At 59.5% G+C, this 13855-nt stretch carries 9 protein-coding genes and 3 pseudogenes; 6 read left to right on the top strand and 6 right to left on the bottom strand.

Annotation, left to right across the window (positions count from 1 at the left end; genetic code table 11):
- Nucleotides 1-29: 29 nt before the first annotated feature.
- Both coaBC and JCM25143_RS00745 read right to left on the bottom strand, forming a co-directional pair.
- Nucleotides 30-1258 (bottom strand): annotated as a pseudogene (coaBC, locus tag JCM25143_RS15605) (bifunctional phosphopantothenoylcysteine decarboxylase/phosphopantothenate--cysteine ligase CoaBC).
- A 6-nt stretch (nt 1259-1264) separates the two neighbouring features.
- Nucleotides 1265-2047: a class I SAM-dependent methyltransferase gene (locus JCM25143_RS00745; RefSeq protein ID WP_025859680.1), complete on the bottom strand. Its 783-nt coding sequence runs from the start codon at nt 2045-2047 to the stop codon at nt 1265-1267.
- A gap of 29 nt (nt 2048-2076) precedes the next feature.
- Between JCM25143_RS00745 and mutM the strand changes: the two are divergent.
- From mutM to gyrB, 6 genes and pseudogenes are all read left to right on the top strand, one after another.
- A pseudogene (gene mutM, locus JCM25143_RS15600) lies at nt 2077-2911 on the top strand (bifunctional DNA-formamidopyrimidine glycosylase/DNA-(apurinic or apyrimidinic site) lyase).
- 129 nt (nt 2912-3040) lie between these two features.
- Nucleotides 3041-3310 carry a 30S ribosomal protein S20 gene (rpsT, locus tag JCM25143_RS00735; protein WP_025859679.1) on the top strand — a complete coding sequence of 90 codons (270 nt, stop codon included), beginning with the start codon at nt 3041-3043 and terminating at the stop codon, nt 3308-3310.
- 394 nt (nt 3311-3704) lie between these two features.
- On the top strand, nt 3705-5060 hold the full coding sequence (gene dnaA / locus JCM25143_RS00725; protein ID WP_025859677.1) for a chromosomal replication initiator protein DnaA: 1356 nt from the start codon (nt 3705-3707) through the stop codon (nt 5058-5060).
- A gap of 117 nt (nt 5061-5177) precedes the next feature.
- Nucleotides 5178-6302 carry a DNA polymerase III subunit beta gene (gene dnaN / locus JCM25143_RS00720; protein WP_025859676.1) on the top strand — a complete coding sequence of 375 codons (1125 nt, stop codon included), beginning with the start codon at nt 5178-5180 and terminating at the stop codon, nt 6300-6302.
- A gap of 100 nt (nt 6303-6402) precedes the next feature.
- Nucleotides 6403-7515 (top strand): DNA replication/repair protein RecF, encoded by a 1113-nt coding sequence (gene recF, locus JCM25143_RS00715; RefSeq protein ID WP_025859675.1) that lies wholly within the window; start codon nt 6403-6405, stop codon nt 7513-7515.
- Between the two features lie 94 nt (nt 7516-7609).
- Nucleotides 7610-10047: pseudogene (gyrB, locus tag JCM25143_RS24960) on the top strand (DNA topoisomerase (ATP-hydrolyzing) subunit B).
- Between the two features lie 81 nt (nt 10048-10128).
- Here gyrB and kdsA read toward each other — a convergent pair.
- The 4 genes from kdsA to tpiA form a co-directional block, all read right to left on the bottom strand.
- Nucleotides 10129-10968 (bottom strand): 3-deoxy-8-phosphooctulonate synthase, encoded by an 840-nt coding sequence (gene kdsA / locus JCM25143_RS00705; RefSeq protein ID WP_025859674.1) that lies wholly within the window; start codon nt 10966-10968, stop codon nt 10129-10131.
- Entirely contained in the window at nt 10965-12599 is a 1635-nt protein-coding gene (locus JCM25143_RS00700) for a CTP synthase (RefSeq protein ID WP_025859673.1), read from the bottom strand. Before JCM25143_RS00700 ends, kdsA begins: the two co-directional genes overlap by 4 nt.
- A 141-nt stretch (nt 12600-12740) precedes the next feature.
- A complete protein-coding gene (gene secG / locus JCM25143_RS00695; RefSeq protein ID WP_025859672.1) occupies nt 12741-13058 on the bottom strand; it encodes a preprotein translocase subunit SecG in 318 nt (105 codons plus the stop codon).
- Nucleotides 13059-13085: 27 nt separating this feature from the next.
- Nucleotides 13086-13826, bottom strand: coding sequence for a triose-phosphate isomerase (tpiA, locus tag JCM25143_RS00690; protein ID WP_025859671.1), 741 nt, complete (start codon nt 13824-13826; stop codon nt 13086-13088).
- Nucleotides 13827-13855: the final 29 nt, after the last annotated feature.

The raw sequence follows: 13855 nt of genomic DNA, 5'->3' as shown, positions 1-13855 counted from the left end.
GTTATCATAAAATTTCACTCGCACCGGGGCTAACGGACATCACGCCACCAACCAGCAACACGCCCGGCCAGTTTTTTGGCAACGTCGTGCTTGCTCATGCGAGGCCATGTTTCCACACCATCAGCAGTAATGAGCATGATCTCATTCTCATCACCGCCCATAATGCCGGTCTGGGGGCTTACATCATTCGCCACAAGCCAGTCACAGCCCTTGCGCGCACGCTTAGCCTGCGCATGCGCCTGCACGGTTTCCGTCTCGGCAGCAAAGCCAATGACAAGACCGGGTCGCCCTGTGCCAAGGGCACAAAGCTGCGCCAGAATATCGGGGTTAGGCACCAGTGTCAGAGCCGGGGGGCGCATATCGCCAGTTTTTTTGATTTTCTGGGAGGCCTCTGTTTCAGGGCGCCAATCCGCTACGGCCGCGGTGCAGATCGCCACATCGCATGGCATGGCCTGCATAACATGTGCCTGCATTTCCTGCGCCGTTTCACACCGCACAAGGCGAACACCCACCGGAGCCGCAAGCGTTACCGGGCCACTGACCAGCGTTACATCCGCCCCCTGTTCGGCCAGAGCCTGAGCAATGGCATAACCCTGTCGGCCAGATGAGCGATTGGCCAGATACCGAACCGGGTCGAGTGGTTCATGCGTAGGGCCTGCCGTCACCAATGCACGCAAGCCCGCCAATGGGCCACTTTTTCGCTCTCTGCGTAGAAAAAAAGCCAGAACAGCGTCCCGTATGGCGGCAGGTGAGGGCAGGCGGCCTGCGCCGAACTCACCACACGCCATCGCGCCCGTATCAGGAGGCAGGATTTCCACCCCGCGTTCGGCCAATACCGCCATGTTCTGCCGGGTTGCGGGGTGCTCCCACATTCTGACATTCATGGCCGGTGCCACCATAACAGGCGCATCGGTGGCCAGCAGCAATGTGCTGGCCAGATCTTCGGCCAGGCCACCAGCCATACGGGCCAGAAGATTGGCCGATGCCGGGCAGACCAGCACCAGATCAGCCAGCGGGATAGGGCGATATGCCCCATTTCCTGTTCTTCAGTCAGGGAGAACAGGTCCTGCGCTACGGTTTCCCCTGTCAGAGCCTGAAGCGTAAGGGGAGTAACAAACTGGCTGCCCCCCTTACTCAACACGCAGCGCACCCTCATGCCTTCGGCCTGAAGCAGCCGGATCAGCTCGGGAGCCTTGTAAGCGGCAATACTGCCGCTAATGACAAGCAGAACGGAGCGGAGCGTGTCAGGCCGTGCCATGGCAGGTCAGATACGCCAGCCTGAATGAATGGCTGCAATCCCGCCCGAGAGTGACTGGTAACGCACATGCGACAGCCCGGCCTCGCGGAACATGCTCGCCAGCGTTTCCTGATCGGGGAACATGCGGATGCTCTCGGCCAGATACTGGTAGCTATCCCTGTCCTTGGCCACCATACCCCCCATGGCGGGCAGCACATTGAAGGACCACGCATCGTAAATGGGGGCGAGCGCTGCGACCTGCACCTTGGAAAATTCCAGACACATGAATCGGCCACCCGGCCGCAAGACCCGGCGCGCCTCACGGATAACAGCCAGCTTGTCCGTGCAGTTACGCAGGCCGAATGCGATGGAAACCCGGTCCACGGACATATCGCGCAGGGGAATAGCCTCGGCATCGACCACGCAGAAAGACAGATCAGACACCAGCCCCTGATTGATGGCCCGATCCCGCCCGACAGACAGCATGCTGCTGTTGATGTCGGTCATGATCGCGGGGCCACCACCACCCTTGAGCCAGCCGAACGTGATATCACCCGTGCCGCCAGCGAGATCAAGCAGGCGCAGGCCCGGCTGGGGGCCCAGCTCGGTCACGAAAATCCGCTTCCAGACCCGATGGATACCGAGAGACATGATGTCGTTCATGACGTCGTATTTGCCAGCAACGCTGTCAAATACCGAGCGAACGAGGTTTTTCTTTTCTTCCTTCCTGACGGAGCGGAAGCCAAAATCCGTTTCTTCCGCCATTACGTCGGCAGAAACAGGGGAGGGCGCATGAGAGTTGTCGGTCATGGGTTTCCTCTATACCCTGCTTTGTAGCCATGCCGGAACTCCCTGAAGTCGAAACGGTGATGCGCGGCATGTCCAATGCGCTGCAAAACCGTGTCATCCAACACGCAACCGTCCATCGCCATGACCTAAGATGGCGGATTCCCGCCAGTTTTTCGCAAACTGTCAGCGGTCGCCGCATTATGGGCTTCCGGCGGCGGGGAAAGTATATTCTTGTCCGACTGTCGGGCGAGGTCTCGATCCTGCTGCATCTAGCATGTCAGGTAAGATCGTTCTCGATTCTGAATCCGCCCCCGCGCCGCACGAACATGTGACCTTTCTCATGCACGAAGGCGACCGCGTGGCCTATGTCGACCCCCGTCGTTTCGGCGCGCTGGGCTGGTGGAAACAGCCGCAGAGGACACACACCCGCTGTTATGCGGCATGGGGCCGGAACCTCTGGAGCCACAGTTTACCGCCGCCACACTGCTGGCGGCCTGTGCAGACCGTAAGGCACCACTCAAATCAATGCTGCTGGACCAGAAAATCGTAGCGGGGCTTGGCAACATCTATGTGGCCGAAGCCCTCTACCGGGCTGACTTGCACCCGGCATTACCGGCAGCCTCCCTCACGCGCCCTGCTGCGGGCAAGCTGGTACGGGCCATACGCGCGGTCCTTAATGAAGCGGTGGAGGCCGGTGGGTCCAGTCTACGTGATTATGTGCGCCCCGAGGGAGATATGGGGTATTTCCAGCACGCATGGCGGGTATACGGGCGTGCAGGCGAACCCTGTCCACGCTGCCCCGGCCCACCTGCCTGCGCGGGCGTGGAACGCATGACCCAGTCAGGCCGCTCAAGTTTCTTCTGTCCACGTCATCAGAAAAGCTGATGAAAGTGTGCTGGCGCACCGAACACGCTTGACGTGACATGCCTGCCTGCATTACAGAGCCGCTTACTCTTGTGGCCGACATGATTGGCCGCCTTCTTTTATATTCAGTGCTGGACAGAACAGAAACTCATGGCGAACATCGCTTCGGCGCGTAAGCGCATCAGACAGACCGCGAAGCGGACTGCACGCAACACGGCCCGTAAATCCCGCATGCGTACCTTCATCAAGAAGGTTGAGACGGCAATCGCCGCTGGCGACCATGACAGCGCGCGTGAAGCCCTGCGCGTTGCACAGCCTGAAATCCAGCGCGCCGCCACCAAAGGTGTGATCCACCACAACACCGTGGCACGCAAGATTTCCCGCCTGTCCGCTCGCGTGAAGGCTCTGGCAACCGCCTGAGCCAACATGGCGGGCCAATAGGCCGGCATGCTTGAGATGCACAGCAAAGCCGAATCATCACATGATGATTCGGCTTTGTTTTTTCTCAAACACCCTTGGGCGCATTCTCCCCAAAAAGGGGCCAGTTTTTCGTTGCCCGAGGCTGCACCGCCGCCTATTCTGGCTGAATGTTTTTTCGGTTACAGGGACACTCCGCGCTGGCGTGGCCGCGCTGGTAAATACCCCCCAGAACCGTTGACCTGAACACCGCGCCGCAACCGGCGTGTTCTATCACCCTTGAACACGCGCGGGATTCGCGCCCCTTACACTGCTCGGGAGCAAAAATGACAATCGGGGTGGACGATGACGAAAGCGCCTTTTCCGGACTGCACAGTGGCGAAGGACTTGAGGAATCGTGCTGCGTATCTGCGCCCGCCTGAAGGATGAGGTTGGTGAAGTCGAATACCGGACATGGCTGACCAAAATTGCCCTTGGCCCTGTCGATGGTGACGAAATCACGCTGCTGCTGCCAACCCGCTTCCTGCGCGACTGGGTGCGTAGCCAGTATGGTGACCGGCTGAGCGACCTGTGGCACCAGGAAGTGCCTTTCCTGCGCCGGGTTGAGCTACAGGTTACCCGTGCGGGCGACCCGGCAGCCCCCACACCGCCCGCAACCCATCTCAGCTCCCCGACGCAGCCCGAAGACAGCGCCCCCGCGCGCCCGGCCGCACCGGATAACCGTAGTGATCTGGTAACCGCACTCGACAGCCGCTTTACCTTCGATACCTTCGTGGTGGGTAAACCGAACGAGTTCGCCTATGCCTGCGCCCGGCGCGTGGCGGAAAAGCCTTCCAGTGCTGGTTTTAACCCGCTCTTTCTTTACGGCGGCGTCGGCCTAGGCAAAACGCATCTGATGCACGCCATCGGCACGGAGCTTCTCAAAACCGGGCAGGTCTCGGTGGCCTATATGTCGGCCGAAAAGTTCATGTACCGCTTTATCGCGGCCATTCGCTCGCAATCCACCATCGAGTTCAAAGAGCAGCTCCGCTCCGTTGACGTTCTGATGATCGACGATCTTCAGTTCCTCATCGGCAAGGACAATACGCAGGAAGAGTTCTTCCACACGTTTAACGCGCTGGTAGATGCCGGGCGCCAGATCGTTGTCTCAGCCGACAAGTCCCCCTCTGATCTCTCAGGGCTGGAAGACAGGCTACGGACACGACTGGGCTGCGGCATGGTGGCGGATATTCATGCCACCACGTTTGAGCTGCGTATTTCCATTCTTGAATCCAAGGCGGCATCGTCTGGCGTGGTCGTGCCCGCCAAGGTGCTGGAATTTCTGGCGCATAAGATCACATCCAACGTCCGTGAACTGGAAGGCGCGCTCAACCGGCTGATCGCCCACGCCAATCTGTTCGGCCGCCCCGTGACGCTTGAAGCCACGCAGGATGTGCTGCACGACCTCCTCAAGGCGCATGACCGGCGCGTAACCATTGAGGAAATCCAGAAGAAGGTTGCCGAGCACTGGAATATCCGCCTGACCGACATGTCCTCCGCACGGCGCGCGCGCAATGTCGCCCGCCCGCGCCAGGTCGCCATGTATCTGGCCAAGCAGCTTACCAGCCGCTCCCTGCCTGAAATCGGTCGCAAATTCGGTAATCGTGACCACACCACCGTCATGCACGCCGTCAGCCGCGTAAGTGAGCTGATGGAGCGCGATGCGGCTTTTGCGGAAGATGTGGAACTGCTGCGCAGAATGCTGGAAAGCTGAAAAAAACTTCGCCCCCTCAGGGGGATTGACTGATTATTGCCGACTGTTACTTTTTTGTGGGATGATGCCGCGCGCTCCAGCCAGAGAGCGCGCCTATGTGCAGGGAACGAGAACCAGATGAAATTTTCGGCGGAGCGCACGACGCTGCTCAAGGCATTGGCTCATATCCAGAGTGTTGCGGAAAAGCGCAACACCATCCCCATTCTGGCCAATGTTCTTATTCAGGCGGCGCAAGGGCAGCTCAGCCTCAAAGCCACGGATATGGAAATCGAGGTTGTGGAGCACGTGCCGGCCAGTGTCAGCCGGGAAGGGGCCACAACGGCTCCCGCCGCCGTGCTGTACGAAATCGTGCGCAAACTCCCCGATGGTGTGGCCGTTGAACTGGACCAGAACGGCGAGGACGGTCAGCTTAACCTGCGCGCCGGGCGCTACGCCACACGCCTGAACGTGCTGGGAGTGGATGATTTTCCGTCCATGGGGGCAGGGGACTTCCCGCATAGCTTCAATCTGGCTTCCGCCACCCTGCGCGGGCTGATCGACCGGACCCGCTTTGCCATTTCAACCGAAGAAACCCGCTATTACCTGAACGGCATTTACCTGCATGCCACGGATGTCGAGGGCGAAGCCCTGCTGCGTGCGGTGGCAACGGATGGGCACCGCCTGGCCCGCGTGCAGGCACCGCTGCCCGCCGGGGCTTCGGGCATTCCCGGCGTTATCATCCCGCGCAAGACCGTTAGCGAACTACGCAAGCTGCTTGACGAGGCCCCGGAAGAAATCGCCGTAGCCTTGTCCGAAACGCGCATCCAGTTCACGGTCGGGGCGGTTGTTCTGACGTCGAAGCTGATCGATGGCACCTTCCCCGAATATGAGCGGGTCATCCCGCGCAACAACAACCGCGTGCTGCGCGTGGGTAAAAAAGACTTCTCCGACGCCGTGGCCCGTGTGGCGGCCATCAGTCAGGAACGCTCACGCCCGGTCAAACTGGCCCTAGAACCCGGCCTGCTGACCCTGTCGGCCTCCAGTGCCGAGCAGGGCATGGCCAAGGAAGAACTGGACGATAACCGGATTTCCTATACGGCTGAAGCGCTCGAAATCGGCTTTCAGGCCCGTTACCTCAACGATGTGACGGATCAGGTTGAAAAAGAAGTCGAGTTCGTTTTTGCCGATAGTGCATCCCCCACCATCGTGCGTGATGTGGATAGCCCGGCGGCACTCTACGTGCTCATGCCCATGCGCGTGTAAGCCTGAAACGACACAGCACACCCCATATGAGCACCAGCCCATCCATTTCCCATGAATGGGCTGGTACATTCGGGTTCAAGACCAGCGGAAAAGCAGAGCCATGCCAAGGCTCCTGAAACTGGCACTTACGCAGTTCCGCAATTATGAACGCCTGACATGGCAACCCGATAACGCCCTTCTGGTGCTAACTGGCACCAATGGCAGCGGCAAAACCAACCTTCTTGAAGCCATATCCCTCCTCTCGCCCGGACGCGGGCTCCGCGCAGCACCCCTTGCCCAGCTCGGTCGCAATGGCAGCGAGGCATGGGGGGTATCCGCCAGTTTTGAAATTGATGGCAGTCCGGTTGAAATCGGCACAGGCGCACAAGCTGGAGCAGACGGCTCACGCCGCAGCTTTCTGTTCAATGGCAGACAGAGCCGCAGCGCCGCAGGGTGGGAGCAGGCTCCATCTGCCGTATGGATTACCCCGCAGATGGACCGGCTGTTCAGCGAAGGGGCATCGGGCCGCAGGCGCTTTCTGGATAGGCTGGTCATAGCCGTAACCCCTCAGCACGCACGCGAACTCGCTGCATATGACCGCGCCATGAGCCATCGCAACCGCCTACTCCAGACCCGTTTTGGCGAACACTCCTGGCTGGGCGCGCTGGAAGCCACCATGGCGCAACATGCCGTGGCCGTAGCTGCTGCGCGCAATGATGTGGTGCATCTTCTCTCACACTACGCCAGCACGGCACTGGGTGCTTTCCCTGCCATACAACTGCGCATGGACTGCCCGATCAGCGACAGGCTTTTGCAACACCCCGCCCTTGCGGTGGAAGACTGGCTCCGCACCCGGCTGGAAAGCCTTCGCGATCAGGACCGCACACGCGGGCGCACAACGTCTGGCGTGCACCGGAGCGATTTCGTGCTCTCGGACCATCAATCAGGCCAACAGGCAGCACAGGCCAGCACCGGCCAGCAGAAAGCTCTGCTACTGGGGGTTATTCTGGCTCACGCACGTCTGGTGGAAGACCGACGCAATGCAGCGCCCCTGCTGCTGCTGGATGAACCCCTCGTGCATCTGGATGCTGGACGCCGCGCAACCCTGCTCGAAAGTGTGCGCGGCTTCCGCACAACAGTCATTCTGACGGGCACGGACGTAGAACCATTCGCCGAACTGAAATCCCATGCCCGTTTCAGCGTTCTGCAGCAGGGCGCTTTTTTGCCAAGCTGAACAAAAACACGCCGTATGTGCTGGTCGCCACTGGCTGCGCGCGGTATAAGATTTTGCAGGTTTCTGTTCTTTCCTTACGGAGCGTACCGTTCTTATGTCAGATGTCTCTCAGCCTATGCCAGCAGCAGTTTCAGACGATTACGATGCTGCCTCGATCTCCGTGCTGAAGGGACTGGATGCGGTTCGTAAGCGTCCGGGCATGTATATCGGCGATACCGACGACGGCTCTGGCCTGCACCACATGGCGTTTGAAATCATTGATAACGCAGTGGATGAGGCGCAGGCCGGTTTTGCCTCCCGCTGTGTTCTGACCCTGAATGCCGATGGCAGCGTAAGCGTAAGGGACAACGGGCGCGGCATTCCCACCGACATGCACCCCGAGGAAGGCATAAGCGCCGCAGAGGTCGTGCTTACACGCCTACATGCGGGCGGCAAGTTCAACCAGAACTCCTACAAGGTTTCCGGCGGCCTGCACGGCGTGGGTGCCGCGGTGGTCAACGCCCTGTCCGAATGGATGGATGTACGGATCTGGCGTAACGGGCAGGAGCATTTTATCCGCTTCACCCATGGTGAGCGTGTAGCCCCGCTTGAAGTCGTTGGCGCGTCGAGCGAAGAAACCGGCACGGAAGTGACCTTCAAGCCCAGCGGCGAGACCTTTCCCCGCACCGAGTTTGATTTTGCCATCCTCGAACGTCGTCTGCGCGAGTTGGCCTTCCTGAACTCAGGGCTTGAAATCATCCTGCGCGATGCACGCACGGCCACCGTGCGCGAAGAGATTTTCCATTACGAAGGCGGGCTGGAAGCCTTTGTGAACTGGCTCGACCGTTCACGCACATCGCTGATCACCCCGCCCGTTACCGGCAGCCTTGAAAATGCTGAAAACGGCATTAAGGTTGAGTTCGCGCTGAGCTGGAACGACAGCTTTCATGAAACCATGCTGTGTTTCACCAACAATATCCCCCAGCGTGACGGTGGCGCCCATCTGGCAGGCTTCCGGCAGGCCCTGACCCGCGTTGTCGGTAAATATGCTGAAAGCCTTGCCAAAAAAGACGCTCAGTCCCTGCAGGGCGAAGACATGCGCGAAGGCCTGACGGCGGTGCTGTCGGTCAAGGTGCCCGACCCCAAATTCTCGTCACAGACCAAGGACAAGCTGGTTTCTTCCGAGGTTCAGCCGGTCGTTCATTCCGCCGTGGCCGATATTATCGGCCACTGGTTTGAAACCCACCCCAAAGAAGCCAAGACCGTCATCTCCAAGGTGCTGGACGCCGCCTCCGCCCGTGAGGCGCCCGCAAGGCACGCGAACTTACCCGCCGCAAAGGCGTGCTGGACGTGTCCTCCCTACCGGGTAAGCTGGCGGACTGTCAGGCCCGCGACCCTTCCAAGGCCGAACTCTTTCTGGTCGAGGGTGATTCCGCAGGCGGAACCGCCAAGCAGGGACGTGACAGACGCTTTCAGGCCATTCTGCCGCTTAAGGGCAAGATCCTGAATGTGGAACGGGCACGTTTCGACAGAATGCTCGGCTCGGCGGAAATCGGCACCCTGATTACAGCTCTGGGCACAGGTATTGGCCGGGGCGAGCCAGAACAGGGTGGTTTTTCCATCGAAAAGCTCCGCTACCACCGTATCGTCATCATGACCGACGCTGACGTGGACGGCTCGCATATCCGCACCCTGTTGCTGACGTTCTTTTTCCGGCAGATGCCCGAACTCATCGAGCGCGGCTATCTGTACATTGCCCAGCCGCCTCTCTACCGCGCCAAGCGCGGCAATGATGAAACCTACCTGAAGGACGATGCCGCCCTTGAGCGCTACCTGCTCGACAAGGCGCTAAACGGATTCAGTTTCGTTTACTCCAGCGGGCGCACCGTTGCAGGCGATACGCTTGAGGCCGATATTCCCTTTATCCGGCAGGCCAGTCAGGTCATCAACCGTCTTGCAGGTCGTATCCCGGCCTGGATTGTAGAGCAGGCAGCCCTTGCCGGTGCTCTCAATGCCGATCTCTCCATCCTGCAACCTCGCGTTGCCACCCTGCAGGAACGGCTGGACGCAGCATCCCCCGAAGGAGAAAAAGGCTGGAAAGTCACAGCCAGCGCCGACGGACTTGAACTGGCCCGCAATGTGCGCGGTGTTGGGGAAATGTACCGCATCGACCCCACAGCCCTTGGCAGTGCGGATGCCCGCTGGCTCAGCGCACAGAACGACAGACTGCACGAAGACTTTGCCAATGGTGTGCGCCTGAAATCAGAAACGGTGGAGCACGCCCTGTCTGGCCCCGCCGAGCTTTTTGCACGCCTGCTCTCGCAGGGGCGGCGCGGTCTGGCGATCAACCGCTTCAAAGGGCTGGGCGAAATGAACGATGAACAGCTGTGGGAAACCACGCTGGACCCATCCATGCGCACCCTGTTGCAGGTTCGCGTTGGCGATCTGGAAGAAGCAGGAGATGTCTTTACAACCCTGATGGGCGACGTGGTGGAACCCCGCCGTGACTTTATTGTTGGTAACGCCCTCAAGGTGGCCAATCTGGACGTCTAAAACGTAAAAGGCCCGCCTCTTATAAAGGCGGGCCTTTTACGAAAAACCTTATGCGGACAGAAACCGCCACCACTTGATTAATCAGGTGGTGGATTTTATCAGGTCATCAATCTGCCTGAAACGCTGCAAAAGAGCGGGCATGCTGGCTAGCGGCAGCATGTTAGGCCCATCGCTAGGCGCATGGTCCGGGTCCTGATGGGTTTCGATAAACAGGGCGGCGACACCAACTGCCAGTGCCGCCCGCGCAACAACCGGGGCAAATTCACGCTGACCGCCTGAAGCGCCGCCAAGCCCACCCGGCTGCTGCACAGAATGCGTGGCGTCAAACACCACCGGGTAACCATCCTGCGCCATAATCGGCAGGCCACGCATATCATTGACCAGCGTATTATAGCCAAAACTTGTACCGCGTTCGCACAGCATAATGTTGCGGTTGCCCGTAGCCGCAATTTTTGCCGCTACATGGGTCATATCCCACGGAGCCAGAAACTGGCCTTTCTTGACATTGATCGCAGCACCGGTTTCCCCCGCTGCGATCAGCAGATCGGTCTGCCTGCACAAAAACGCCGGGATTTGGAGCACATCGACAGCCTGCGCAACCTGCGCGCACTGCTCAGGAGCGTGCACGTCCGTCAGCACCGGAATACCGTAGGTTTCGCGCACACGGGCAAGGATATCCAGCCCGTCACGCAGGCCAATGCCCCGCTGGCTGCTCAGGCTGGTGCGGTTGGCCTTGTCGTAAGAACTTTTATAAATCAGGCCAATACCGAGACTTTCGCACTGTTCTTTCAGTGCTGCTGCGGTTTCCAGCGCGTGCGCGGCGGATTCAATCTGGCAGGGCCCCGCGATCAGCACAAAAGGCTGATCGTTGCCAATGAGCAGATTGCCGACCTTTACGGGTTGGCCGACAGGAGCCGTCATACCAGACGCGCCTTGTTGAGAGATGCCCCCACAAAACCGGCAAACAGCGGATGCGGCGCAAACGGACGCGACTTCAGTTCAGGATGATACTGCACCGCCACAAACCACGGGTGATCAGTATATTCCACAACTTCAGGCAGAATACCGTCAGGGGAAAGGCCGGAGAACTTCAGCCCGGTTTTTTCAAGCTGTTCGCGGTAATGGATATTCACCTCATACCGATGGCGATGACGCTCACGGATAGCGGTAGCACCATATACCTCGGCTGCCCGGGTACCTGGGACAAGCGCTGCCGGATAAGCACCCAGACGCATGGTGCCACCCAGTTCACCACCTTCGCTCCGGCGCAGGCGCTCATTACCACGCGCCCATTCCGTCATCAGGCCAACAAGGGGTTCATCCGTGCGGCCGAACTCGGTTGACGAAGCATCGGGCAGGCCAGCAAGGTTTCTTGCGCATTCAATAACCGCCATCTGCATGCCAAAGCAGATACCAAGGAAGGGAATACCCTTTTCACGCGCAAAGCGAATGGCCTCAATCTTGCCCTGTGAGCCGCGCTCACCAAAGCCGCCGGGCACGAGAACGCCGTGGACATCGCCCAGAGTTTCTTCCAGAAGAGCCGGGTTTTTCTCGATTTTTTCAGAATCGATCCACTGCAACGTCACTTTGACCCGGTGGGCAATCCCACCGTGTAGCAGCGCTTCGTTCAGCGATTTGTAGCTATCGAGCAGCGCTGTGTATTTGCCGACGACTGCAATACGCACTTCGCTTTCAGGGTGGCGAATAGCATCGACAACGCGGCGCCAGTTTTCGAGGTCGGGCTCGTCCTGATACGGCAGACCGAAGTAACGCAGCACCTCGTTATCCATGCCTTCAGCATGATAGGAGAGGGGGCAGGCGTAAATCGTATCCACATCGCGGGCAGCGATAACCGCTTCGGGCCGGACGTTACAGAAGCTGGCGATCTTGCGCCTTTCCGTGGGGGGAATGGGCCTGTCACACCGGCAGAGCAGGATCTGGGGCTGGATACCCACATTCTGCAGTTCCTTGACCGAATGCTGTGTGGGTTTTGTTTTCAGCTCACCTGCCGATGCAATCCAGGGCAGGAGCGTCAGATGCACAACCATGGTCTGGTCCGTACCCAGATCATTACGCAACTGACGGATGGCCTCAAGGAAAGGCAGGCTTTCAATATCCCCCACCGTGCCGCCGATTTCGACCAGAACAAAGTCCAGATCATCGGTATTGGCAACGACAATATCCTTGATGGCATCGGTAATATGCGGAATGACCTGCACGGTCGCGCCCAGATAATCCCCACGGCGTTCACGCAGGATCACATCGGAATAGATCCGCCCCGTGGTGGTATTATCCTCCTTGCTGGCATTCACTCCGGTAAAGCGCTCGTAATGCCCCAGATCCAGATCGGTCTCGGCGCCATCTTCGGTCACGAACACTTCACCATGCTGGTAAGGGCTCATGGTGCCGGGGTCCACGTTCAGGTAGGGATCAAGCTTGCGCAGACGCACCTTGTAGCCACGCGCCTGCAGCAGGGCGCCCAGAGCGGCGGATGCGATCCCTTTTCCCAGAGAGGACACCACGCCACCGGTAATAAAGACAAAACGTGTCATGAGCGAACTTCCTACACGGACAGGAGTGGGTGGATAATGGCAAACGAGATTCGGCCCCCACATGCACGGATGCACACGGAGACCAGAACCGATAGACTTATACCCCACCCGTGCCAGCAGGTGGAGCACATGTTCAAGACTTCAGGGCTTGGGCGCTGCCGGTGCGGGCTGCGGCGCGGAGACCGCACCCTGCGGCGGCTGTGCCAGAATGTCATGCCCGACGCCACTCACTCCACCGCGGTAGAGCAGGGCGAGTGTCAGGGACAGCAGCATGAACAGCCCGGCCAGCACAGCGGTGGTGCGGGTCAGCAGGTTGGCAGTACCACGACCGGACATGAATGCCCCCATGCCCTGGCTGCTGCCAATACCCAGACCGCCCCCTTCGCTGCGCTGAATCAGCACAACGCCAATCAGAGCTACGGTGACACAGAAATGCAGGATCAGCAGGGCTGTAGTCATATCAGGTTCCAGATTCAGTGCAGCGGGTCAGGAGGCCGAAGCCGCGCCCACGATGGAGAGAAACGCATCCGCGTTCAGGCTGGCGCCACCGACCAGAGCGCCCGCCACCTCGGGAATGGACAGGATGGACGGCGCGTTCCCCGCGTTTACGGACCCTCCATACAGGATTTTGACAGCTTTTCCAGTCTCTCCGAACTGACGAAGCAGTTCAGCACGCAAGAAAGCCATTGTCTGGGCGATCTGCTCCTCTGTTGCAGCCCGTCCCGAGCCAATGGCCCAGACCGGCTCATAGGCCAGAACACCGCTAAAGCCTGCGGGCAGGGAGCCTTCGATTTGCCAGCCCAGAACATCCTCATGCTGCCCGGCATCACGCTGCTCAGCCGTTTCACCAATACAGATGACAGGCACAAGTCCCGCAGCGATGGCAGCTACGGCTTTTTCCCGCACTGTTTCATCGAGTTCGGCATGACCCTGCCGCCGCTCGGAATGGCCGAGGATGACATACGACACCCCAAGATCCGCCAGCATGGGGGCCGAGACATCACCCGTATAAGCTCCGCTGACAGCCTGATGGCAGTCCTGCGCGCCAAGGCCGATGGCAGAGCCTGCCAGCAGGTCAGCCACGGGAGCAAGCTGCGTAAAGGGCGGGCAGATCACCACGTCAGCACTACCCTGCGGCAGCCGGTCAACAAGGCTCGCCACCAGTGCCTGCGCAGCCTGCCGTGTGCCATTCATTTTCCAGTTGCCGACGATCATCTGCCTGCTCATACCCTGCTCCCTGTCGCGCGTTAATTCAG

The organism is Acetobacter papayae JCM 25143 (assembly GCF_000613285.1).
Classification (GTDB): Bacteria; Pseudomonadota; Alphaproteobacteria; order Acetobacterales; family Acetobacteraceae; genus Acetobacter; species Acetobacter papayae.
This window is presented reverse-complemented; position numbering and strand designations above follow the sequence as displayed.